The sequence below is a fragment of the Streptomyces sp. NBC_00536 genome, assembly GCF_036346295.1.
In the GTDB taxonomy this organism is placed as follows: Bacteria; Actinomycetota; Actinomycetes; order Streptomycetales; family Streptomycetaceae; genus Streptomyces.
Map to the genome: position 1 here is coordinate 1,772,618 of NZ_CP107819.1, position 21,820 is coordinate 1,794,437.

Below are 21,820 nucleotides of genomic sequence, written 5' to 3' on the forward strand. Positions count from 1 at the left end.
GGGCTCACCCCAGCCGCAACCGTCCGGTGCCCGGGGTTGCCTCCGGCGGCGCCTCAAACGCCGGCGAGGCTGAGTTTGGCTGCGCGTCAGGCCGTCGGTGAAGCTGAGTTTGGCTGCGCGTCAGGCCGCTGGCGAGGCTGAGTTTGGCTGCGCCTCAGGCCGGCGGCCAGGCTGAGCTTGGCGGCGCGTCAGGCAGTCGGCCAGGCCGAGTTTGGCGGCGCCTCAAGCCGCCGGAAGGGCTGGAGGCCGAGCCTCGGACGGGTCCTAGTGGTCGGCCTCCTGGGCGGCGGCCGGGGTCGGGCCCGGCTCGGCGTCTTCGGCCTCGTCCTCGTCGAACTCGTCGTCGAAGACGGAACTCACGTCGAACCGGTGCAGCACGTGCTCCGGATCGGCGTGGTCGAAGGGCGAGCCCAGCCACTCCCCCGGTTCCGCGGGCTCCTCGGTCGCCGCGAGCCAGAGCGTGGAGTCGCCCTCTTCGAGACCGAACTCCTTGTAGCGGGAGGCGATCTCGTCCGGTTCGTACTCGCCGAAGAGGACGCCGAGGGCGCCCCCGGTGCCGCCGTCGTGGACGCGTTCGGCGTCACGGTCGTGCGCGGCCACCCGCTCGGCCTGGGCGATCAGCCGCTGCGGTTCGGCGACCACGTAGTCGCGGCGGATCAGCACGCTGAACGCGGTGGGTTCGGCGGGACCGGTGTACGGGACACCGTCCTCGGTCGCGGGGATCTCGAAGGGAGTGACTTCGTCGTAGCGGTCGTAGAGGAGTTCGTCGTACTCCTCGGCGGCGGCGGCGAGTTCGTTGAACGCGGCGTAGACGGCCGGATCATCGTCTCCGGACCTGCCCTCGACCGCCGCAAGGTGACGGTCCAGCGCGGTCTTGACGGCCTCGGCGGCGGCGCGTACCTCGGCAACAGTGGGCAGAGCGGCATCAGACATAGAGCAGACGCTATCCGTAGCAGGGCTCCGTCTGCACAATAGATGCGATGCCGGAATACGAATTTGTCGACGTGTACGTGCCGCGCGGGGTGCCTCGCAAGGAGGCGACCCGGCTGCTGACCGATCATGCGGAATACGGGAACTGGGAGCTGGACCGGCTCACGCTGCACCGGGACGGGAGTCGCCGGGTGAGACTGCGGCGCCGGATCATCCGTCAGATACGCGCGACCTGGTGAGGTACGGCGCGGGCCCGGGAGCCGGACCCGCGCCGTGGACCCCTGTCGTGAGCCCGCGTCAGGCGGCGTTGCGGGAACGCCGGTAGAGCAGGGCGCCGGCCAGCAGCATGCCACCGGCGAGCGGTACGGCCGCGCCGACGGCCCCGCCGGTTCCGGTGGCGGCGAGCATGTCACCGCCGCCCGAACCCGAACCGGAACCGGAATCGCCCCCGCCCGGGGTTCCGGGGAGGCTCACCGGGGTCCCGGTGCCGTGGCCGCTCCCGCTCGGGGTTCCGGGAGTACCGGGGTGCCCGCCGGGGGTACCGGGGTGCCCGCCGGGCGTGCCCGGGTTCCCGCCCGGGGTACCCGGGTTCCCGCCCGGGGTGCCCGGGTTGCCGCCGTGACCGCCCGGCGTACCCGGGTTGCCGCCCGGCGTGCCGGGGTTCCCGCCGTGGTCGCCCGGGGTGCCGGGGTTGCCGCCGTGGTCGCCGTTGCCCTCGTGGCCGTCGTGGCCGCCCGGGGTGCCCGGGTTGCCGCCGTGGTCGCCGGGTCCGTCGTGGCCGCCCGGTTCGCACGGCTCGTCGGGGTGGTCGTGACCGCCCGGGTGTTCTTGGCCCTGGTGGCCGCCCGGCGGCCTGCCGGAGTCGTTCGCGCAGTGGTTGCCGAAGGCCGGGTTCAGCAGGCCGATGACCGTCACGGTGTTCCCGCAGAGGTTCACCGGCACGTCCAGGGGAGCCTGGAGGGCGTTCCCGGACAGCAGCCCCGGTGAGTCCGCCGCGTGCCCGGAGGCCGTGGCCCCGCCTCCGCCGCCGCTGTCGGCATGGGCGTATCCGCCGCCCAGTGCGAGCATCCCGCCCGCCGCCGCCATGGTGATCAGGGTCTTCCTGGTGGCGGTCTGCCGCCCTCGTCCGTGTCGTGCGTGTCGCATGTGTCCGTGTCCCCAACCCCGGTCCGCTGTGCGCGGCGCCGCTCTGTACGTTCGTTACGGATCGACGTACCGGCCGTACCGGCTCCCCCGCCTCGTACGCCGAAAACGCGTCTGGAAAGCCCGGCGCCCCGGAGCGCGGGAAACGCGCTCCGGGGCTGGCACTTCAGAGCGTCAGTTGTTGACGCAGACAGTGCCGAAGGCCGGGTTCAGCAGGCCGATCACGGAGATCGTGTTGCCGCACACGTTCACCGGAACGTGGACGGGGACCTGGATGACGTTGCCCGAGGCAACACCGGGGGAACCGATGGCCGCACCCTGGGCACCGGCGTCGGCGACGGCCAGACCCGCACCAGCGAGTACGAGGCCACCCGTGGCAGCCGCAGCGGCGACAACCTTCTTGATCATTGTTCCTCCTAGTTGGCAATGCGGTACCAGCCGCGGACCGCACCACCTGTAACGAGGAGTTCCCACCGGGGCTACGAGCGTATGAGCGCATTCACTCTTCTCAGTGGATTCCGCACACGCTCCCGATTCCCTTCGCCGGGTCGGGCGTTGTCGGTCAGGCGTTGTCGATGAACCGGTCCAGGACGCGCACGCCGAACTTGAGGCCGTCGACCGGAACCCGCTCGTCCACTCCGTGGAACATCCCGGCGAAGTCCAGCTCGGGCGGCAGCTGGAGCGGCGCGAAGCCGAAGCAGCGGATGCCCAGGTCGTCGAAGGACTTGGCGTCCGTACCGCCGGAGAGCATGTACGGGACCGCGCGGGCGATCGGGTCCTCGGCCCGCAGGGCGCCCTGCATGGCGTCGACGAGCTTCCCGTCGAAGTCCGTCTCCAGCGCCTTGTCCCCGTGGACGTCCTCCCGCTTGACGCGCGGGCCGAGGATCCGGTCGAGGTCGGCGAAGAACTCGTCCTCGTAGCCCGGCAGGAAGCGGCCGTCCACGTGCGCGGTGGCCTGGCCGGGGATGACGTTGACCTTGTAGCCCGCGCCGAGCATGGTCGGGGCCGCCGAGTTGCGCAGGGTGGCGCCGACCATCTTGGCGATGCCGCCGAGCTTGGCGAGCGTCGCGTCCATGTCCTCGGGGTCGAGCGGGGTGCCGAGCGCGTCCGAGAGTTCGTCCAGGAACGACCGTACGGTCTTGGTCACGCGCACCGGCCACGTGTGGCGGCCGAGGCGGCCCACGGCCTCGCACAGCTCGGTGATGGCGTTGTCGTTGTTCGTCATCGAGCCGTGGCCGGCGGTGCCGTCCACGGTCAGGCGCATCCAGTGCATGCCCTTCTGGGCGGTCTCCACCAGGTACAGCCGCAGGTTCTCGTTGACGGTGAAGGAGAAGCCGCCGACCTCGCCGATCGCCTCGGTGACCCCGTCGAAGAGCCCGGGGTGCTTGTCCACGAGGTGCCGGGCCCCGTAGGTGCCGCCCGCCTCCTCGTCGGCCAGGAAGGCCAGCACGATGTCCCGGGGAGGCTTGCGGCCGCTGCGCATCCGGTCGCGCACGACCGCGAGGGTCATCGCGTCCATGTCCTTCATGTCGACCGCCCCGCGGCCCCACAGGCAGCCGTCGGCGATCTCGCCCGCGAAGGGGTCGTACGTCCAGTCCGCGGCGTTGGCCGGGACGACGTCGGTGTGGCCGTGGATCAGCAGCGCGGGCCGCGAGGGGTCCTCGCCCTCGATCCGCGCCACGGTGGAGGCCCTGCCCTTGTGCGACTCGAAGATCTGCGGCTCCAGGCCCACCTCGGCGAGCTGCTCGGCGACCCACTCGGCCGCCTTGCGCTCGCCGGGACCCGAGTGGTCGCCGTAGTTGCTGGTGTCGATCCGGATGAGGTCCCGGCAGAGGTCGACGACCTCGTCCTCGCCGGAGACGGTCCTGCCCGCGCTCGACTCGCTCACGCTGCTTCCTCCCACTGATCGGTACCGAACTCCCCCCATCCTCCCGCTCCGGGCGCCCGCACCCAAGGGCGATCCCCGGTCACCGGGGGGTGTGATCGGGGACCCCGGAATGTTTGGTAATGTTTTCCCTGTCGGAACGGCCCGCGAGGGACGCGAGACAGACACCTTGTCCGGGTGGCGGAATGGCAGACGCGCTAGCTTGAGGTGCTAGTGCCCTTTATCGGGCGTGGGGGTTCAAGTCCCCCCTCGGACACAAGAGAAGGACCCCGCTTCGGCGGGGTCCTTTTTCGTTGTCCGCCGGTCGGCAGGAGACGCGCGTACGGGCCCCCGCCGGGTGACGGGGGCCCGTACCGGAGTGGGCGTCGAGGTCAGTCGCGGGTTTCCGCGGCGGCTTCCCGCGCCGCGGCGAGTTCGGCGACCCGGCGGCGGACCAGGAACCAGCCGCCGACCAGGGCGGCGGCGATGACCGGGAGGAAGAGGATCGTGCGGCGGCCCACGCCGTCGTCGCTCCCCATCAGGACCAGCACGACGGCCAGGAAGACCAGGGTCACGATCTGCGTGTACGGGGCCCAGGGCAGCCGGTAGGAGGGGCGCTCCACGCGGCCCTCGCGGGCCCGGCGCCAGAAGTGCAGGGAGCAGAGCATGACCATCGCCCAGGTGCCCAGGATGCCGATGGAGGCGAAGTTCAGGACGATCTCGAAGGCGTCGTCGGGCATGAAGTAGTTCAGGCCCACGCCCATGACGCCGAAGGCGGCCGTGAAGAGGACCCCGCCGTAGGGGACCTTGCCCCGGTTCATCCGGGCGGTGAACTTGGGGGCGGAGCCGGCGGTGGCCATCGAGCGCAGGATCCGGCCGGTGGAGTAGAGGCCGGAGTTCAGGCTGGAGAGGGCCGCGGTGAGGACGACCAGGTTCATGATGCCCGCGGCGCCGGGGACGCCGAGCTTGTCGAAGACCGTGACGAAGGGGCTCTGGTCGGCGGAGTACTCGGTGTACGGCAGGAGCAGCGCCAGCAGGACCACGGAGCCGACGTAGAAGACGCCGACGCGCCACATGATCGAGTTGATCGCCTTGGGCATGATCTTCTCGGGGTTCTCGGTCTCGCCCGCGGCGACGCCGCACAGCTCGACGGAGGCGTAGGCGAAGACGACGCCCTGGACCACCAGGAGCATGGGGAGCATGCCCGCGGGGAAGATGCCGCCGTTGTCGGTGATGGAGCCGAGGCCGGGGGTGTGGCCGTCGATCGGGTGGCTGGTGGCGACCAGGTAGATGCCGACCAGGAGGAAGGCGACGAGGGCGCCGACCTTGACGATCGAGAACCAGAACTCCATCTCGCCGAAGTACTTCACCGAGATCAGGTTCACGGCGAGGACCACGGAGAGGGCGATGAGCGCGAGGATCCACGACGGGATGTCGCTGAACATCGACCAGAAGTGGGCGTAGGTCGCGGCCGCCGTGATGTCGGCGACGGTGGTGGTGGACCAGTTGAGGAAGTACAGCCAGCCCGCCGTGTAGGCGCCCTTCTCCCCCATGAACTCGCGCGCGTAGGAGACGAAGGCGCCGGAGGACGGCCGGTAGAGGACCAGCTCGCCCAGCGCCCGCACTACGAAGAAGGCGAAGACGCCGCACACCGCGTAGGCGATCGCGAGGGAGGGCCCGGCATTGGCCAGGCGGCCGCCCGCGCCGAGGAACAGGCCGGTGCCTATCGCTCCGCCGATCGCGATCATGTTGATGTGGCGGGACTTCAGGTCCTTGCTGTAACCCTCGTCACCGGCGTCCACATGAACGGTCCGGACGGACGGTTCCGGTGCGGCAGGGGCCCGGGACGCGGCCTCTTTCAGGGTGCGGTCACTCATCTATGACTTCGCCTTCGTGGGGTGGACGGGCAGGTCCGGGCCGCCGCGCAGGAGAGCTGGGTGGTATCGCCTGTGCCCGCGGTCCGGAATTTGATCGCCCCAGGAGACCATGCGTGCCGCGCTCGGGCCAAAACCGTCCCTTTACCCGCAGAGGCCCCCGGCTCCCCTCGAAAGGGGTGCCGGGGGCCTCTGCGGCGGTTGTCGGGCGTACGGGCGCGGGCGTACGGGGCTCAGGCGCGCGGGGTGGCTTCGGCGGCCTGGTCGAGGCGGAAGGCCTCGTTGCCCAGGCCGATCCGGGCGTGCACCTCGGGGCGCCGGGAGCGCAGGACCGATCCGTACGCGAGGCCGCCCGCGGCGGCGACGGCGATGATGGCGGGCAGCGCCCAGCTGAGCGCGGAGCCCTTGTCGGCGCCGACCAGGACGGCGAAGTCCTTGACGGTGTAGACGGCGATGCCGAGCAGTGCGAGGCCGGCGGCGCCCGCCGCGGCGAGGCGCCAGACCTGGGCGGAGGCGGTGCCGCGGCGGACGAAGAAGGCGATGACGGCGAAGGAGGCGGTGGCCATCAGGAGGGTGATGCCGAGGGCGCCGACGCTGCCCATCCAGGTGAACAGGTGCAGGATGGGCGCGGTGGGGTCACCGGCCGGGTTGTCGTCGGTGAGGGCGAAGCCGAGGACGATGACGGCCGAGACGCCGGTCTGCAGCAGGGAGCCGGTACCGGGGGCGCCGGTGCCCGCGTTGGTACGGCCGAAGGCGGCCGGGAGCAGGCCCTCGCGGCCCATCGCGAAGGCGTAGCGGGCGACGACATTGTGGAAGCTGAGCATGGCCGCGAACATGCCGGTGACGAAGAGCACGTGCAGGACGTCGGTGAAGGCGGTGCCGAGGCGGTCCTCGGTGAGCTGGAAGAGCAGTCCGGGACCGGCGTCGGCGGAGGCCTTGACGACCTCGCTCGGGCCGGTGGCGACGGTGAGGGCCCAGGCGCTCAGCGCGAAGAAGAGGGCGACGAAGCCGACGGCGAGGAACATGACGCGGGAGACCACGATGTGCGGCTTGCTGGTCTCCTCGGCGTAGACCGGGGACTGCTCGAAGCCGACGAAGGCGGCGATGCAGAAGCACAGGGCGGTGCCGAGGCCCGGGCCGCTGAGGGTGGCCGGGTTGAAGGCGTGCAGCGAGAGGCCTTCGGCGCCGGGCTTGCCGAGGGCGGCGAGGTCGAAGATGACGACGAGGGCGCACTCGATGAGGATGAGGACGCCGATGACCTTGGCGTTGAGGTCGATCTTGAGCCAGCCGAGGGCGCCGGTGGCGGCGACCGCGAGGAGGGCCGGTATCCACCAGGCCACCTGGACGTCGAGGTAGGTGGTGAGGAGGCCGGAGACCTCGAAGCCGAGGATGCCGTACACGCCGACCTGCATGGCGCTGTACGCGACGAGGGCGACCATCGAGGCGCCCGCGCCGGCGGTGGCGCCGAGGCCGCGCGCGATGTAGGCGTAGAAGGCGCCCGCGTTGTGGACGTGCCGGCTCATCTCGGCGTAGCCGATGCTGAACAGCGCGAGGACGACGCCGAGGATGACGAACAGCAGCGGCTGGCCGACGATGCCCATGACGCCGAAGGTGGTCGGCATCACGCCGGCCACCACCATCAGGGGCGCGCTGGCCGCCAGTACGGAGAGCAGCAGTCCCGCGGTGCCGAGGCGGTCGGCGCGCAGGGCCCGGTCCTGCCCCTTGTACGTGCGGATCTCGGCCGCGCTGCCGCGCGGGGACGTGGTGGAACTGCCCGTCGCCATGGCGGGTGGTCCTTTCGGGAAGGAAAGTTCAGGCGGAGCCGAGCGCGGCACTGCGCGCGGCGAGGAAGGCCTTGTGCGGGTCGAGGTCCGGATAGGACCAGGGGGCCCGGGTGGCATGGCTCCCGATGCGGTGGAAGAGTGCGGCGGCCTCGGCGGGGCGGCCCTCGCAGAGCTTGGCGTGGGCGAGGAAGTTGAGGTCGACGCGGTTGCGGGGGTGGTCCTCGCGTTCCCATTCGAGCCACCAGTCGAAGGCGGAGCGCAGGACCTGACGGGCGCGGCGGCCGGACCAGTGCTCGGCGGCCGCGGTGGCTCCGGGGCCGGATCCGCCGTGGGCGGCGGCGAGGACGCGGTAGCGCTCGGCGTGGGCGATGACGGGGAGGACGGCGAGCGGTGAATCGGCCGGGGACTCCTCGGCGGCCCAGGCGGCGAAGTCGTAGACCTCGTGGAGCGGGTCGTGGCCGGTGCCGGGGAGGCGTTCGGCGAGCCGGGCGACCATCACGTGGTGGGCGTGGTGGTGTTCCCGGTGCCGGGCGCGGACCTGGTCGAAGTGCCTGCTGAACTCCTCCTCGGTGCCGAAGGCGCGGGAGAGCAGCAGCAGGCCGAGCCAGGGGGTGGGGTCGGCGGGCAGCAGTGCGGCGGCGCGGCGGCAGGCCTCGTCGGCGGCCTCGGGGGTGCCCTTGCGGCGCAGGGCGGTGAAGACGGCGGCGCAGGCGAGGAGGGTGGCGGCGTCGGCGCTCTCGGGTTCGGCGAGGAGCCATTCCCGGGCCCAGGCGGTGGCGGCCGGGGTCTCGGCGAGGACGACGACGCGGTGGCCGCGGCGGTCCCAGTCGTCGGCGGTGGCTGCGAGCAGGCTCCGCGCGGTGGCCCACCGGCCCTGGGTGAACTGCGCGCGCACGTCGACGAGTTCGGTGTCGCACAGCGCCGGGTCGAAGAGCTGGGCGTCCCGCTTGCGGGCGCGGCCGAGGGGCGGCGGAGGCGGAGACATCCGCGGTTTCCCTCCAGAACGCGAGCGCGGGTCGACGAGCGGTGGATGATCACGCACAGCAAACCGGTACTCACAGCTCCGCGTCAAGGTCCAAGCCACCGGGTGGCGGGTTTCAACTGGTAGGGGGTGTGGTGGAGTTGGGCCGCTTGTGCCGGTTCGGTGGCGGGTGGGTGTGCCCGGGCCGGGCGGGGGTCCGTGCGGTGGCGGTGGTGGAGGGGGCGGCCGTACGGGCGCCACGGCATGCGGGCGGGTTCTCCGGCCCGGCGGCGGGCGGGGCCGAGGGTGCGCCTGTGTGGCTGAATGGTGCTCCTTGCGGGCGGAGTTCCGGGCCGGACGGGCGCACCCAGCCTGCCCGGCGGCTGCGGGCCCGGCACACCCAGCCCGCCCGGCGGCGGAGGGCCCGGCACACCCGGCCTGCCCGGCGGCTGAGGGCCCGGCACACCCAAGCCCGCCCGGCGGCTGAGGGCCCGGCACACCCAAGCCCGCCCGGCGGCTGAGGGCCCGCCGGAGGCGACGGCGACCCGCGGAGGGGACGACGGCGGGTTGCGTCCTGCGGTCGCGGGCCCTCCGGGGGCGCCTCAAACGCCGGCGGGGCTGGATTGGGCCCGCCCGGCGGCGGAGGGCGGGGCACACCCCAGCCTGCCCCGCGGCTACGGGCCCGGCACACCCCAGCCTGCCCGGCGATTGAGGGCGGGGCGGGGCCGGGTCAGGACACCGATTGCGCCGCCGCGCGGCCCGCGGCTCGGGCTGAGAAGATGCAGCCGCCGAGGAAGGTGCCCTCCAGGGCGCGGTAGCCGTGGACGCCGCCGCCGCCGAAGCCCGCGGCCTCACCCGCCGCGTAGAGCCCGGGCAGCGGTTCGCCGCTCGCGTCGAGGACGCGGGAGGAGAGGTCGGTCTCCAGGCCGCCGAGGGACTTGCGGGTCAGGATGGAGAGCCGGACGGCGATCAGCGGGCCCGCCTTGGGGTCCAGGATCCGGTGCGGGGCGGCCGTACGGATCAGCTTGTCGCCGAGGTACTTGCGGGCCCCGTGGATGGACATGACCTGGAGGTCCTTGGTGAAGGGGTTGGCGATCTCCCGGTCGCGGGCGGTGATCTCGCGGCGCAGGGCGTCCTCGTCGATCAGGCCCTCCTTGGTGATCGCGTTCATGCCGCGGACCAGGGCGCCGAGGTCGCGTTCGACGACGAAGTCGGCGCCGTTGTCCATGAAGGCCTTGACCGGCCCGGGGACGTCCTGCCGGGCCCGGTTGATCACCTCGCGGACGGACTTGCCGGTGAGGTCGGGGTTCTGTTCGGAGCCGGAGAGGCCGAACTCCTTGCCGATGATGCGCTGGTTGAGGACGAACCAGGTGTGGTCGTGGCCGGTCTTCATGATGTGGTCGAGGGTGCCGAGCGTGTCGAAGCCGGGGAAGAGCGGTACGGGCAGCCGCTTGCCGGTGGCGTCCAGCCACAGCGAGGAGGGTCCGGGGAGGATCCGGATGCCGTGCCGGGCCCAGATCGGGTTCCAGTTCTCGATGCCCTCGGTGTAGTGCCACATCCGGTCCTTGTTGATGTGGCTGGCGCCCGCCCGTTCCGCGATGCCGAGCATCAGGCCGTCGACGTGGGCGGGGACCCCGGACAGCAGCCGTTCGGGCGGGGTGCCGAGCCGCTCGGGCCACTGGGCGCGGACCAGGTCGTGGTTGCCGCCGATGCCGCCGGAGGTGACGATGACCGCCTGGGCGCGCAGCGAGAAGGCGCCGGTGGCCTCGCGGCTGCTCGCGGTGCCCCGTACGGCGTCGGACGGTTCCAGGACCTCGCCGGTGACGGTGTCCAGGGTCCCGGCGGTCCGGGAGAGACCGGTGACCCGGTGGCGGAAGCGCAGCTGGACCAGCCCGCGGGCCACCCCGGCCCGGACCCGCCGCTCGAAGGGTTCGACCAGCCCGGGGCCGGTGCCCCAGGTGATGTGGAAGCGGGGTACGGAGTTCCCGTGCCCGGTGGCGTCGTAGCCGCCGCGCTCGGCCCAGCCGACCACGGGGAAGAAGCGGACGCCCCGCTGGTGCAGCCAGGGCCGCTTCTCCCCCGCGGCGAAGTCGACGTACGCCTCGGCCCAGCGGCGCGGCCAGGCGTCCTCGGGGCGGTCGAACCCGGCGGTGCCGAACCAGTCCTGGAGGGCCAGGGCGTGGCTGTCCTTGATGCGCATGCGGCGCTGTTCGGGGGAGTTCACGAAGAAGAGGCCGCCGAAGGACCAGTGGGCCTGGCCGCCGATCGACGCCTCGGGCTCCTGGTCGAGCAGGATGACCTTCCGGCCCGCGTCCACCAGCTCGGCGGTGGCCACGAGGCCCGCCAGCCCTGCGCCGATCACGATGACGTCTGCGTCGTACCCCATGCGTTTTCCGTCCTGACCTCGGTGGATGGGACAGATCCTGGCTACCTCGCGGTAACCAGTCAACACCGGTGCTTGGATGGACCGTATGAGCGCGATGGATCCGGCGGACGAGGTACTGGACGTGGTGGACCGCGAGGACCGGGTGACCGGGCGGGCGCGGCGGGGCGAGGTGTACGCCCGCGGGCTGCTGCACCGCTGCGTGTTCGTGCGGGTCAGGGACCCCGAGGGGCGGATCTTCGTGCACCGGCGGACCGCGTCGAAGCTGGTGTTCCCGTCCCGCTACGACATGTTCGTCGGCGGGGTGCTGGGCGCGGGCGAGGACTACGCGTCGGCCGCGCTGCGGGAGGCCGAGGAGGAGCTGGGGGTGAGCGGGCTGGCGCAGCCGGTGCCCGTGCTGAAGTTCCTGTACGAGGGCGAGGGCGGGGCCTGGTGGTCGTACGTGCACGAGGTGCGGTGCGACCTGCCGGTGCGTCCGCAGGTCTCCGAGGTGGACTGGTACGCCTTCGTGGACGAGGCCGAGGTGGCGCGGCGGGCGGCCGACGGGTCCTGGCCGTGGGTGCCGGACGGGCTGGAGGCGTACCGGAGGCTGGAGGAGCACCGGCGGGTGGAGGGGTAGCGAACGGGTGGGGGCGTTCCACCGATCATCCGACTTCGGCCACTAGATTGGGGAGATGATCGACTTCGTCAAGGACGTGCGCCTCTGGTTCGCGCCGCGGCGGGTCCGGGACGAGGGCGCGACCCCCGACTACCGGTTCTCCCTCGCCAACGAGCGGACCTTCCTCGCCTGGATCCGGACCGCGCTGGCCCTGGTGGGCGGCGGGTTCGCGGTGGACCAGTTCCTGCCGGACCTGCGCTGGGCGGTGCGCGTCGGGCTGGCCCTCGCGCTGCTCGTGGTGGGCGCCGCCTGTGCGCTGCGGGCGGTGAACCACTGGGTGCGGTGCGAGCGGGCGATGCGGCGCGGTGAGGACCTGCCGCTGTCGCCGTTCCCGGTGGTGCTGAGCCTGGGGGTGGGGCTGGTCGCGGTGGCGATGGTGGTGGTCATGCTGATGGGCTGGACGACCGGGCGGTGAGCGGGCCCGAGGGCGGGTCGGCGAGCGGATCCGGGGTGCCCGCGCCCGTGCGGGATCCCGGGCTGCAGCCCGAACGCACCCGGATGGCGTGGCGGCGTACGACGCTGAGCGCGTCGGTGGCCGCCGTGCTGGGGCTGCGGCAGGCGCTGCGCGGGCCCGGCACGCCGGTGGCGGTGGCCGCGACCGTGCTGATCGTGGTGGTCTGGCTCGCGTTCCTGGGGGTGGCGCACCGCAGGATGACGGAGCTGGCGGCCGGGCGGCCGCCGCGGCTGGCCCCGCGCGTGGCGCTCGCGGCCACGCTGTGGACGGTGGCCCTGGCGGTGTTCGCGATGGCGGTGATCGTCTGAGGCGGCAACCGGCCGGGGCGGCCGTCGCCTGCGGCGGTCAACGGACCGTGCCGGTGCGATGATCGGGCTTCCGCGTGCCGCGGGGTGCACAACGGGCGATACCGCCCCCACCCCACTAGCCTCGGCGCCATGACGACCCTGCACCACGAGCACGCCACCCACGAGCACGCCCACGGCCCCGACTGCGGGCACCCCCAGGTCGACCACGGCGACCACGTGGACTACGCCCACGACGGCCACCTGCACCGGGAGCACTCCGGACACTGGGACGAGTGCGAGCCCGCGGGCCATGTGCCGCACGCGGAGCACGACCACGCGCACGGCTCGGACTGCGGCCACGAGGCGGTCCGGCACGGCGATCACGTGGACTACGTACACGACGGCCACCGGCACGCCGAGCACGACGGCCACTACGACGACCACTGACGCTCCCCTGACATTCCCCGAGGTCCGCGCGCCGCGGCGGTGACCCCGCCCTCCCCCGGGTCCGCGTCGGCTGGCAGGATGCTGCCCGCCATTCAACGCGACCCGGGGAGAGCGCAGATGACCGCAGAGAAGCCCTACCTCGTCCAGCCGGCGCCCGGCGTCTTCGCCTACATACAGCCGGACGGCGGCTGGTGCCTGAACAACGCCGGGTTCGTCACCGGCGGCGGGCGCAGCCTGCTCGTCGACACCGCAGCGACCGAACGCCGGGCCCTGGCCCTGCGGGACGCCATCACCTCGACCGGGTCGCCGCTGCCGCGCACCGTGGTCAACACCCACCACCACGGCGACCACACCTACGGCAACGCCGTGTTCACCCCCGAGGCGCTGGTCCTCGGCCACGACCGGTGCCGCTCGGAGCAGCTGGACGCGGGGCGTCAGCTGGAACTGATCTGGCCGGATACCGATTTCGGCACCCTGCCGGTCACCGCGCCCGACCTGACCTACAGCGAGCGCGCCACCGTGCACGTGGGCGACACCGAGGTGGAGGTGATCCACCCGGGCGTGGCGCACACCGTCGGGGACTCGGTGGTGTGGCTGCCGGGGCAGCGGACCGTCTTCACCGGGGACCTGGTGTTCGCCGAGGGCACGCCGTTCCTGGCCATGGGGTCGCTGGCCGGTTCGCTGCGGGCGCTGGAGCTGTTGCGCGCGCTGGACGCGGAGACCGTCGTACCGGGACACGGGCCGCTGACGGACCCGTCGGCCTACGACGCCACCGAGCGCTACCTGCGCTACGTCGACCAGCTCGCCCGGGAGGGCCGGGAGCGCGGGGACACCCCGCTGGAGACGGCGCGCCGGGCGGACCTCGGGGAGTTCGCGGGGTGGCGGGAGAGCGAGCGGCTGGTGGCCAACCTGCACCGGGCCTACGCGGAGCTGGCCGGGGGCGCCCTCGGGGAGCCGCTGGACATCATGGTGGTGCTGCGGGACATGACGGTGATGAACGGCGGAGTGCCGATCGCCTGCCACGCGTGAGGGGGGCGGGGGCGGGGGCCGGCCGCGGGGTCGGCTCCGCCTCCGGGGCGAAGTTTCGGTGCGCACTCTGGACGGCATACCGACCGGTCGGCATGATGGCTCCGAGACATCTGGCACACCCGACCGGGCACCGCCCGCCCCTCGTCATACGGAGGTCCGCACCATGACCACACCACCGGCCGGTCCCCGCGGTCTCGATCTGGAGCGGCTGCGCGCCCACCTCGACCGCGTGCGGCCGGGGCTGGTGACCGGGGCGCTCGGCGGCCGGCTGATCGAGGGCGGCCGCTCCAACCTGACCTACGAGATCACCGACGGCGCCGGCCGCTGGGTGGTCCGGCGCCCGCCGCTCGGCCACGTGCTGGCCACCGCGCACGACATGCGCCGCGAGCACCGGGTGATCGCCGCGCTGGCCGGCACCGCGGTTCCGGTGCCCGGGACGCTGCTGCTCTGCGAGGACGAGTCGGTGCTCGGCGCCCCCTTCTACGTCATGGAGTTCGTGGAGGGAGTGCCGTACCGGACGGCCGGGCAGCTGGCCGCCCTGGGCCCCGAGCGGACCCGGCGGGCGGTGCTCGGCCTGGTGGACACCCTGGTCGACCTGCACGCGGTGGATCCCGAGGCGGTGGGCCTGGGCGACTTCGGCCGCCCCGAGGGCTTCCTCGACCGGCAGCTGCGGCGCTGGGGCAAGCAGCTGGCGGCCTCCCGGGGCCGGGAGCTGGCCGGGATCGACGAGCTGCACGGCGCGCTCGGCCGGGCGCTGCCCGACTCCCCGGCCCCCACGGTGGTCCACGGTGACTTCCGGCTCGACAACGTGCTGATCGGCGGCCCGGACGACACCATCCGGGCGGTGCTGGACTGGGAGATGTCCACCCTCGGCGATCCGCTGACCGACCTCGGGCTGCTGGTGATGTACAGCTCCGACCTGGGGCTGACCGAGTCCCCGGTGAGCACGACGAGCGGCGCGCCCGGCCATCCGGCGCCCGCCGAGCTGATCGAGCGGTACGCCGCCCGCTCGGGCCGGGACACCGGGGCGATCTCCTGGTACACCGCCTTCGCCTGGTTCAAACTCGCGGTCATCCTCGAAGGCATCCACTACCGCTTCACGCTCGGGCAGACCGTGGGAGCGGGTTTCGACCGGATCGGCGAGCTGGTTCCGGTCTTCATCGAACACGGTCTGACCACCCTCCAGGAAGGCTGAGGCACGCGCTCATGGACTTCGCATTCGACGCCCGGACCGAGGAACTCCGCGAGCGGCTGCTCGCGTTCATGCACGAGTACGTCTATCCGGCGGAGGCGGTGGCGGCCGGGCAGCGGGCGCTGCTGCCCTCCCCCTGGGACACTCCGGCGGTCTTCGGCGAACTCAAGGCCGAGGCCCGCCGCCAGGGCCTGTGGAACCTCTTCTTCGTGGACGGGCAGGGCAGGGACGGGCACGACGGGCACGGCTCGCCCGGCGAGCGGTACGGCGCCGGGCTGACCAACCTCCAGTACGCGCCGCTCGCCGAGATCACCGGCCGCAGCCCGCACCTGGCGCCGATGGCCACCAACTGCGCCGCCCCGGACACCGGGAACATGGAGCTGCTGGCCCAGTTCGGGGACGACGAGCAGAAGAAGCGGTGGCTGGAGCCGCTGCTGGCCGGGGAGATCCGGTCCGCGTTCGCGATGACCGAGCCCGAGGTGGCCTCCTCGGACGCCACCAACGTCGAGACGCGCATCGAGCGGTCCGCCGACGGCGGGAGCTACGTGGTCACCGGGCGCAAGTGGTTCATCTCCGGGGCGATGAACCCGGACTGCAAGGTCTTCATCGTAATGGGCAAGACGGACCCGGACCACGCCGATCCGCGCCGCCAGCAGTCGATGATCCTGGTGCCGCGGGACACCCCGGGCGTCGAGGTGCGGCGGGCGATGAGCGTGTACGGCTACCAGGACCACGACCACGGCGGTCATGCCGAGGTGGTCTTCGACGGCGTACGGGTCCCGGCCTCCCACCTGATCGGTGACGAGGGCAGCGGCTTCGCGATCGCCCAGGCCCGGCTGGGCCCGGGCCGCATCCACCACTGCATGCGGCTGATCGGGATGGCGGAGCGGGCCATCGAGCTGATGTGCCGGCGCGCCATCGGGCGGACCGCCTTCGGCAAGGAGCTGGCCGCGCAGGGGGTGGTGCAGAACTGGATCGCGGACGCCCGGGTGACCGTGGAGCAGCTGCGGCTGCTGGTGCTCAAGACGGCCTGGCTGATGGACACGGTCGGCAACCGCGGTGCGCACACCGAGATCCAGGCCATCAAGATCGCCACCCCGCGCGCGGTGGTGGGGATCCTGGACCAGGCGGTGCAGTTGCACGGGGCGGGCGGGGTCAGTCAGGACTTCCCGCTCGCGGAGCTGTGGGCGGCGGCGCGGACGCTGCGGCTGGCGGACGGCCCGGACGAGGTGCACCAGCGGTCGCTGGCCCGGCGGGAGCTGAAGCGGTACCGCTGACGCGCGGGCGGAGGCCGGGGGTGGCGCGGACCGGGCCTTCCGGCCCGCCGCCCGGCGGCCGTTCGGGCTCCGAGGGGGACTTCCGACTGGTCTGGACCATCACGAAGGTCCGATATATTCGATAGATCCCCCATCGAAAGTGCCTCTCGTCATGCCTAGCTCCACTCTGGCCCCGGCGCCGGTGACCCCTCCCGTCACCGCATCCGTCACCGCGTCCGCCGCCGCGTCCGCCGCCGTGGCGGGCCGGGTCGCCAACCCCGGCCCCCTCGGCCTGGCCGCGTTCGCGCTGACCACCTTCGTGCTCAGCCTCTTCAACTCGGGCCTGATCCCGAACGCGGCCCTCAGCGCCGTCGTGCTGCCGCTGGCCCTGTTCTACGGCGGCCTCGCGCAGTTCGTCGCGGGCATCATGGAATTCCGCCGCGGCAACACCTTCGGGACCACCGCGTTCGTCTCGTACGGCGCCTTCTGGATGTCCTTCGCGGGCTACGTGAAGTTCGTCGTCCCCACGCTGCCCGCCGATCAGGCGCACATCGCCACCGGCTGGTTCCTCGTGGCCTGGTTCGTCTTCACCGCCTCCATGTCCATCGCCGCGATGAAGCTGGACGTGGCGCACCGCCTGCTGTTCGTCTCGCTGGCGCTGACCTTCCTCTTCCTCGCGCTGGGCGACCTCACCGAGGTCACCGCACTCGGTCACACCGGCGGCTTCCTCGGCCTGCTCACCGCGGGGATCGCCTGGTACATCTCCTTGGCCGTGGTGGCCGAGGACACGTGGGGCCGCAAGGTCCTCCCGCTCGGCTGAGCCCCGCCCCGGGCACCCGCGGGACGTCTAGGGACGCAGGGCGCGCAGCAGCAGGTCGGCGAGGTGATCGGCGACCTGCTGCGGCGTGAGCGGGCCGTCCTCGCGGTACCAGGTGGACAGGTGGTGGACGGACCCGAAGTGGTAGTCCACGATCAGGTCGGCGGGGGTGGCGGAGGCGAAGACCCCGGTCCGCTGCCCCTCTTCGACCAGGGCCCGGAAGCGCTCGTGGTAGCGCCGCCGCTCGGCCCGTACCTGCTTGTACTTCTCCGGGCTGAGCTGGTGCATCGAGCGGAAGAAGATCATCGCGTCGTCGAGGTTCTCGATCGTGGTGACCACCACGTCGGCCGCGGCCGCGCGCAGCCGTTCCTCGACCGGGGCCGCCGAGTCGGCGATCGCGTCGAGTCGCTGCTGCTGGAGGCGCAGCATCCGTGCGTACACCTCGTGCAGCAGGTCGTCCTTGGACCCGAAGTAGTGGTAGAGCGCGCCCTTGGTGACCCCGGCCGCCTCGACGATCTCCTGGACCGAGGTGCGGTCGTAGCCCCGCTCGGCGAAGAGCCGGGTGGCGACGGCCAGCAGCCGCTGCGGGACCGGCGTGTCCTGCGCGGCGGCGGATTCCTTGGGCCGCGCGGACCCCTTCGGCGGCCGTGTGGACTCCGCCGGGCGTGCGGCCTCGTGCGGCCGCGCGGGCTCCTTGGTCTCCATGGCCTTCGCCTTCCCTTCGCCTTCACCATCGAACGCGTCACGCCCACCGCTGGTTTTCAGCCGCGCTCGCGCAGTTCCCGTCGCAGGATCTTGCCACTGGTCGTCTTCGGGAGAACAGGCAGTATCTCGACCTGGCGCGGGTATTTGTACGCGGCGATGCGCGCGGCGCAGTACGCGGACAGTTCGGCGGGCTCCACCGACATACCGGGACGAAGACTGACGTACGCCTTCACACTCTCCCCCCGGTACGGGTCCGGAACGCCCACGACGGCGGCTTCACGGACGGCCGGGTGCGTGTAGAGGAGGTCCTCGACCTCGCGCGGCCAGACCTTGAAACCGGACGCGTTGATCATGTCCTTCTTGCGGTCGACCACATAGAGCCAGCCATTCGCGTCCATGAACCCGACGTCCCCGGTGCGCAGTTCGCCGTCCGGGAAGGCCTTGGCGGTATCGGCGGGCAGCCGCCAGTAGCCGGGCACCACCTGCGGCCCGCGCACCGCGATCTCCCCGCTCTCCCCGAGCGGCACCTCGGCGCCGCGCTCGTCGAGGACGCGTACGAGCGTCTCCGCGCCCGGGACGCCGACGGACAGGGTGCCCGAGGCGGGGTCGACCGGGGCTTCCAGGTGCGGGGGGACGGAGGCGCAGGGGGCCGTGCATTCGGTGAGCCCGTAGCCGTTGCGGAGGTAGAAGCCGAAGGAGGCGCGCAGCCGCTCGACCAGTGCGGGCGGCAGCGGGGCCCCGCCGGAGGAGATCACCTGGAACGAGGCGAAGTGGTCACGGGTGGCGCCCGGGTGGGCGGCCAGGGCCATGAAGGCGGTCGCGGGGCCGACGGTGTAGGCCGGGCGGTGTTCGAGGAAGGCGTCGAGGACCACCCCGGCCTCGAAGCGGTGGGCGAGGGCGAGGGTGCCCGCGTTGCGGAAGCAGGCGGCGAGTTCGCAGACCAGGCCGGTGATGTGGAAGAGCGGGGCGAGGGCGAAGTAGGTGGCGCCCTCGGGGACCGGGTGCCCGGTCACCTGCCGTTCCGCGTTGTAGGTGACCGCGCCGTGCGGGTTCAGGGCGCCCTTGGGGGTGCCGCTGGTGCCGGAGGTGTAGCTGATCAGCGCGGTGTCGGCGGGTCCGGCCGCCGGGAAGCCGGGGGCGCGGTGACCGGCGCGGGCCACGGTCAGGAAGTCCTCGGCGGGGGCGCCCGGGGGCGGCAGTTCGCGGTCCGGGTCCAGCACGCGGGTGTCGCCCCGGCTCTGGAAGTCCAGGTCGCTGGTGGTGAGGGCGGTGCGTACGTCCGTACCCGCGACCGCGTCGGCGAGGTACGCCGCCCAGGCGCCGCGTTCGCAGACCAGCGCGGCGGCGCCGCAGTCGCGCAGGATGTGGGCCACCTCGGCCGACTTGTACATGGGGTTGAGCGGGACCACGACGGCCCCGGCCTTCCAGACGGCGAGGACGGCGAGCGCGAAGTGCGGGGTGTTCTGGAGCATGACGGCGACCCGGTCCCCCGCCCGCACCCCGCGCCCGGCGAGGTACCCCGCGACGGAGCCGGAGAGCGCGTCGGCCTCGGCGTAGGCGATCCGCCCGTCGAAGTAGGCGAGCGCGGTCCGGCCCGGGGCCCGGGCCACGGCGTCGCGGAAGGCGTGCAGCACGGTGGGCGGCGGGCTGACCGGGGCCCGCTGGGCCGCGGTCAGCCGGCCGAGCCAGGGACGCGCGGCGTACGGCGAGGCGGTCGGCTGCGGGTCCGGGGTCGGGGTCACTCCGTCTCCCACTTCTGCTGGAGGTGGTTCATCCCGCTGAGCCAGCGGTCGGGATCGGTGGCGCGGGCGGCCGCGAACCCGGCGACCTCGGGGTGCGGGAGGATCAGGAAGCGGCCCCAGGCCATACCCTCGAAGAGGGCGTCGGCGACGTCTTCCGGTTCGATGGCGGTCGGCGCGAGCACCAGCTCACCGGCGGAACCCGCAGCGGTCAGCATGTCGGTGCGTACTCCCTGCGGACAGATGGCGTGGACCTGGATCCCGCGGTGGCGGTAGGTCAGCGACAGCCATTCGGCGAAGGCGAGTGCACCGTGCTTGGTGACACTGTACGGCGCGGCTCCGATCATGGTCAGGAGCCCGGCGGCCGAGACGGTGGAGACGAACCGGCCGCTCCCCCGCTCCAGCCACTGCGGCAGCAGCGTGCGGGCGGCGCGGACGTGGGCCATCACGTTCGTCTGCCAGGCGGCGTCCCAGACGGCCTCGTCGGCGAAGGCGTCACCGCCCGAGGCGAGCCCGGCGTTGGCGCAGTAGACGTCCACCACCCCGCCCAGGGCCTCGCGGGCCTCCGCCACGACGGCCGAGGCGTCGCCGGGCAGCGCGATCGCCCGGGGGCCGATCTCCGCCGCCACGGCCGCGGCCCGGGCGGGGTCGAGGTCGTTGACCACGACGGTCGCCCCCTCGGCGGCGAAGCGGCGCGCGAGGGCGGCGCCGATCCCGCCGCCCGCGCCCGTGACGACGACGCGCGCGCCCTGGTGGCCGTGCCCGCCGCCGTGGCCGAACCGACCGTCGCCCTCGCCCTTGCCGTGCTGGTCCACGTGCTGGTCCGTGCCCACTGGATCGCTCCTCGTCGCCTGCCGCGGCCCGCGCCGGATCGCGCCGGTCGACGGCAGACTAACCAGTCGGTATGCCGGGATGGAAGAGTGCCGACACCTAGTTTGGGGCGATGGATCTGTCGCGACGGGGACTGCTGGGAGCGGCCGGGGCACTGGGGGCGGCGGGCGCCGTGGGCGCGGTGGGCGCCGCCGCGCCGGGGCCCGGGCCGGGGCCGGGGCGGGGGCGGGGGCGGGGGCGGACGCCGGAACGGGTGGTGACCGGGCTGGAGCGGCTGATCGCCGACGGCTACGGGGACCTCGCCGGGCAGCGGGTCGGGGTGGTCACCAACCCCACCGGGATCACCGCCGACGCGCGCCACCTGGTCGATGTGCTCCACGCCGACGAACGGGTGCGCCTGGTCGCGGTGTTCGGGCCGGAGCACGGATTCCGCGGGACGGCGCAGGCGGGCGGCTCGGAGGGCACCGCGCGCGATCCGGCGACCGGACTGCCCGTGTACGACGTCTACGACAAGAGCGGGCAGGCGCTCGCGGACGTGTTCACGGCGGCCGGGGTGGACACGGTGGTGTTCGACGTCCAGGACATCGGGGCGCGGTTCTACACCTACATCTGGACGCTGTACGACTGCATGCGGGCGGCGGCGCTGGCGGACAAGGCCGTGGTGGTGCTGGACCGGCCCAACCCGGCCGGGGGCGCCCGGGCCGCCGGTCCCGTGCTGGAGCGGGCGTACGCGAGCGGCGTGGGCCGGGAGCCGATCGCGCTCGCGCACGGGATGACCGCGGCCGAGCTGGCCCTGCTGTTCAACGGCGAGTTCCTGGCCGCGCTGCCGGCGCGGCTGCGCACGGTCCGGATGTCGGGGTGGCGGCGCCGGGACCGGTTCGGGTCGACGGGTCTGCCCTGGGTGCCGCCGAGTCCCAACGTGCCGACCCCGGACACGGCGCTCGCGTACGCGGGGACCTGCCTGTTCGAGGGGACCAACCTGTCCGAGGGGCGGGGCACCACCACCCCCTTCCAGGTGCTGGGCGCCGAGGGCGTCGACCGGAGCTGGGCGCGGGAGGCCGACGCGCTGGGGCTGCCCGGGGTGTGGTTCCGGGAGGCGTACTTCACGCCCTCCTTCTCCAAACACGCCGGGCGGGTGTGCGGCGGGGTGCGGCTGCTGGTGCACGACCCGGAGGCCTTCGACCCGGTGCGGACCGGGATCGGGCTGCTGGTGAGCGCGCGGCGCGCCTGGAGCGGGTTCGCGTGGCGGGAGGACCACTGGATCGACCGGCTGACCGGCTCGGACCGGGTCCGGCGGATGGTGGACGCGGGGGCGGGGGTCGCGGAGATCGCGGCCGACTGGGAGGCGGGGCTGGCGCGGTTCGCGGCGGTGCGGGAGAAGTACCTGCTCTACAGCTGAGGCTCGCGGGGCTCGCGTCGACCGAGCCTCTTGGGGCCTCCGTCGCGGTGCCGGATACCGGTGGCGG

21 protein-coding genes and 1 tRNA gene are annotated in these 21,820 nt (G+C 73.0%); 11 read left to right on the forward strand and 11 right to left on the reverse strand.

The genetic code is table 11. The features are described 5' to 3' along the window. Window positions 1–264 precede the first annotated feature (264 nt). Window positions 265–933, reverse strand: a complete 669-nt coding sequence (locus tag OHS33_RS07565) for a hypothetical protein (protein ID WP_330329606.1) — start codon at window positions 931–933, stop codon at window positions 265–267. A 47-nt stretch (window positions 934–980) separates the two neighbouring features. On the opposite strand from OHS33_RS07565, the gene OHS33_RS07570 reads away from it, so the two are divergent. Next, the gene (locus OHS33_RS07570; protein ID WP_283452490.1) at window positions 981–1,169 is read left to right on the forward strand and encodes a DUF5703 family protein; all 189 of its coding nucleotides are present in this window, start codon (window positions 981–983) and stop codon (window positions 1,167–1,169) included. Between the two features lie 58 nt (window positions 1,170–1,227). Here OHS33_RS07570 and OHS33_RS07575 read toward each other — a convergent pair whose 3' ends face one another. The 3 genes from OHS33_RS07575 to OHS33_RS07585 form a co-directional block, all read right to left on the reverse strand. Beyond that, on the reverse strand, window positions 1,228–2,076 hold the full coding sequence (locus tag OHS33_RS07575; protein ID WP_330329607.1) for a chaplin: 849 nt from the start codon (window positions 2,074–2,076) through the stop codon (window positions 1,228–1,230). Between the two features lie 171 nt (window positions 2,077–2,247). After that, entirely contained in the window at window positions 2,248–2,481 is a 234-nt protein-coding gene (chpH, locus tag OHS33_RS07580; RefSeq protein ID WP_330329608.1) for a chaplin ChpH, read from the reverse strand. Window positions 2,482–2,635: 154 nt separating this feature from the next. Continuing rightward, window positions 2,636–3,961 carry a M20/M25/M40 family metallo-hydrolase gene (locus OHS33_RS07585; RefSeq protein WP_330329609.1) on the reverse strand — a complete coding sequence of 442 codons (1,326 nt, stop codon included), beginning with the start codon at window positions 3,959–3,961 and terminating at the stop codon, window positions 2,636–2,638. Window positions 3,962–4,129: 168 nt separating this feature from the next. On the opposite strand from OHS33_RS07585, the gene OHS33_RS07590 reads away from it, so the two are divergent. Beyond that, window positions 4,130–4,214 (forward strand) — tRNA-Leu (locus OHS33_RS07590). A gap of 115 nt (window positions 4,215–4,329) precedes the next feature. Here the strand turns inward: OHS33_RS07590 and OHS33_RS07595 are convergent. The 4 genes from OHS33_RS07595 to OHS33_RS07610 form a co-directional block, all read right to left on the reverse strand. Further along, window positions 4,330–5,814 (reverse strand): amino acid permease, encoded by a 1,485-nt coding sequence (locus OHS33_RS07595; RefSeq protein WP_330329610.1) that lies wholly within the window; start codon window positions 5,812–5,814, stop codon window positions 4,330–4,332. A 230-nt stretch (window positions 5,815–6,044) separates the two neighbouring features. Further along, window positions 6,045–7,595, reverse strand: coding sequence for an APC family permease (locus tag OHS33_RS07600; RefSeq protein ID WP_330329611.1), 1,551 nt, complete (start codon window positions 7,593–7,595; stop codon window positions 6,045–6,047). A gap of 28 nt (window positions 7,596–7,623) precedes the next feature. Further along, complete coding sequence (locus tag OHS33_RS07605) at window positions 7,624–8,580, reverse strand: hypothetical protein (protein ID WP_330329612.1); 957 nt, start codon at window positions 8,578–8,580, stop codon at window positions 7,624–7,626. 706 nt (window positions 8,581–9,286) lie between these two features. Continuing rightward, window positions 9,287–10,942: an FAD-binding dehydrogenase gene (locus OHS33_RS07610; protein ID WP_330329613.1), complete on the reverse strand. Its 1,656-nt coding sequence runs from the start codon at window positions 10,940–10,942 to the stop codon at window positions 9,287–9,289. 94 nt (window positions 10,943–11,036) lie between these two features. Between OHS33_RS07610 and OHS33_RS07615 the strand changes: the two genes are divergently transcribed. The 8 genes from OHS33_RS07615 (at window position 11,037) to OHS33_RS07650 (ending at window position 17,082) form a co-directional block, all read left to right on the forward strand. Beyond that, window positions 11,037–11,558 (forward strand): NUDIX hydrolase, encoded by a 522-nt coding sequence (locus tag OHS33_RS07615; RefSeq protein WP_330334943.1) that lies wholly within the window; start codon window positions 11,037–11,039, stop codon window positions 11,556–11,558. A 55-nt stretch (window positions 11,559–11,613) separates the two neighbouring features. Beyond that, on the forward strand, window positions 11,614–12,012 hold the full coding sequence (locus OHS33_RS07620; protein WP_330329614.1) for a YidH family protein: 399 nt from the start codon (window positions 11,614–11,616) through the stop codon (window positions 12,010–12,012). Beyond that, complete coding sequence (locus tag OHS33_RS07625; protein ID WP_330329615.1) at window positions 12,009–12,359, forward strand: DUF202 domain-containing protein; 351 nt, start codon at window positions 12,009–12,011, stop codon at window positions 12,357–12,359. The genes OHS33_RS07620 and OHS33_RS07625 overlap by 4 nt, the downstream gene beginning before the upstream one ends. 129 nt (window positions 12,360–12,488) lie before the next feature. Continuing rightward, the gene (locus OHS33_RS07630; protein WP_330329616.1) at window positions 12,489–12,785 is read left to right on the forward strand and encodes a hypothetical protein; all 297 of its coding nucleotides are present in this window, start codon (window positions 12,489–12,491) and stop codon (window positions 12,783–12,785) included. A 117-nt stretch (window positions 12,786–12,902) separates the two neighbouring features. Continuing rightward, entirely contained in the window at window positions 12,903–13,814 is a 912-nt protein-coding gene (locus OHS33_RS07635; RefSeq protein WP_330329617.1) for an MBL fold metallo-hydrolase, read from the forward strand. A gap of 163 nt (window positions 13,815–13,977) precedes the next feature. Then, entirely contained in the window at window positions 13,978–15,009 is a 1,032-nt protein-coding gene (locus OHS33_RS07640; protein ID WP_330329618.1) for a phosphotransferase family protein, read from the forward strand. An 11-nt stretch (window positions 15,010–15,020) separates the two neighbouring features. Next, window positions 15,021–16,283 carry an acyl-CoA dehydrogenase family protein gene (locus OHS33_RS07645; RefSeq protein ID WP_330329619.1) on the forward strand — a complete coding sequence of 421 codons (1,263 nt, stop codon included), beginning with the start codon at window positions 15,021–15,023 and terminating at the stop codon, window positions 16,281–16,283. A gap of 151 nt (window positions 16,284–16,434) precedes the next feature. After that, on the forward strand, window positions 16,435–17,082 hold the full coding sequence (locus OHS33_RS07650) for an acetate uptake transporter (RefSeq protein WP_330329620.1): 648 nt from the start codon (window positions 16,435–16,437) through the stop codon (window positions 17,080–17,082). 27 nt (window positions 17,083–17,109) lie between these two features. Here OHS33_RS07650 and OHS33_RS07655 read toward each other — a convergent pair whose 3' ends face one another. The 3 genes from OHS33_RS07655 to OHS33_RS07665 are packed head-to-tail and all read right to left on the reverse strand — an operon-like array spanning window position 17,110 to window position 20,338. Then, window positions 17,110–17,784 (reverse strand): TetR/AcrR family transcriptional regulator, encoded by a 675-nt coding sequence (locus OHS33_RS07655; RefSeq protein WP_330329621.1) that lies wholly within the window; start codon window positions 17,782–17,784, stop codon window positions 17,110–17,112. Between the two features lie 56 nt (window positions 17,785–17,840). Next, window positions 17,841–19,526, reverse strand: a complete 1,686-nt coding sequence (locus OHS33_RS07660; RefSeq protein ID WP_330329622.1) for a class I adenylate-forming enzyme family protein — start codon at window positions 19,524–19,526, stop codon at window positions 17,841–17,843. After that, window positions 19,523–20,338 (reverse strand): SDR family oxidoreductase, encoded by an 816-nt coding sequence (locus OHS33_RS07665; RefSeq protein ID WP_443065423.1) that lies wholly within the window; start codon window positions 20,336–20,338, stop codon window positions 19,523–19,525. Before OHS33_RS07665 ends, OHS33_RS07660 begins: the two co-directional genes overlap by 4 nt. 128 nt (window positions 20,339–20,466) lie before the next feature. Here OHS33_RS07665 and OHS33_RS07670 point away from each other — a divergent pair, with 128 nt between their 5' ends. Next, window positions 20,467–21,753, forward strand: a complete 1,287-nt coding sequence (locus tag OHS33_RS07670) for an exo-beta-N-acetylmuramidase NamZ family protein (protein ID WP_330329624.1) — start codon at window positions 20,467–20,469, stop codon at window positions 21,751–21,753. Window positions 21,754–21,820: the final 67 nt, after the last annotated feature.

Excerpts from the sequence above, each read along its gene's own strand:
- OHS33_RS07565 (WP_330329606.1), bottom strand. The coding sequence starts at position 933 with ATGTCTGATGCCGCTCTGCCCACTGTTGCCGAGGTACGCGCCGCCGCC.
- OHS33_RS07570 (WP_283452490.1), top strand. The coding sequence starts at position 981 with ATGCCGGAATACGAATTTGTCGACGTGTACGTGCCGCGCGGGGTGCCT.
- OHS33_RS07575 (WP_330329607.1), bottom strand. The coding sequence starts at position 2,076 with ATGCGACACGCACGACACGGACGAGGGCGGCAGACCGCCACCAGGAAG.
- chpH (WP_330329608.1), bottom strand. The coding sequence starts at position 2,481 with ATGATCAAGAAGGTTGTCGCCGCTGCGGCTGCCACGGGTGGCCTCGTA.
- OHS33_RS07595 (WP_330329610.1), bottom strand. The coding sequence starts at position 5,814 with ATGAGTGACCGCACCCTGAAAGAGGCCGCGTCCCGGGCCCCTGCCGCA.
- OHS33_RS07600 (WP_330329611.1), bottom strand. The coding sequence starts at position 7,595 with ATGGCGACGGGCAGTTCCACCACGTCCCCGCGCGGCAGCGCGGCCGAG.
- OHS33_RS07605 (WP_330329612.1), bottom strand. The coding sequence starts at position 8,580 with ATGTCTCCGCCTCCGCCGCCCCTCGGCCGCGCCCGCAAGCGGGACGCC.
- OHS33_RS07610 (WP_330329613.1), bottom strand. The coding sequence starts at position 10,942 with ATGGGGTACGACGCAGACGTCATCGTGATCGGCGCAGGGCTGGCGGGC.
- OHS33_RS07615 (WP_330334943.1), top strand. The coding sequence starts at position 11,037 with ATGGATCCGGCGGACGAGGTACTGGACGTGGTGGACCGCGAGGACCGG.
- OHS33_RS07620 (WP_330329614.1), top strand. The coding sequence starts at position 11,614 with ATGATCGACTTCGTCAAGGACGTGCGCCTCTGGTTCGCGCCGCGGCGG.
- OHS33_RS07630 (WP_330329616.1), top strand. The coding sequence starts at position 12,489 with ATGACGACCCTGCACCACGAGCACGCCACCCACGAGCACGCCCACGGC.
- OHS33_RS07635 (WP_330329617.1), top strand. The coding sequence starts at position 12,903 with ATGACCGCAGAGAAGCCCTACCTCGTCCAGCCGGCGCCCGGCGTCTTC.
- OHS33_RS07640 (WP_330329618.1), top strand. The coding sequence starts at position 13,978 with ATGACCACACCACCGGCCGGTCCCCGCGGTCTCGATCTGGAGCGGCTG.
- OHS33_RS07645 (WP_330329619.1), top strand. The coding sequence starts at position 15,021 with ATGGACTTCGCATTCGACGCCCGGACCGAGGAACTCCGCGAGCGGCTG.
- OHS33_RS07650 (WP_330329620.1), top strand. The coding sequence starts at position 16,435 with ATGCCTAGCTCCACTCTGGCCCCGGCGCCGGTGACCCCTCCCGTCACC.
- OHS33_RS07655 (WP_330329621.1), bottom strand. The coding sequence starts at position 17,784 with ATGGAGACCAAGGAGCCCGCGCGGCCGCACGAGGCCGCACGCCCGGCG.
- OHS33_RS07670 (WP_330329624.1), top strand. The coding sequence starts at position 20,467 with ATGGATCTGTCGCGACGGGGACTGCTGGGAGCGGCCGGGGCACTGGGG.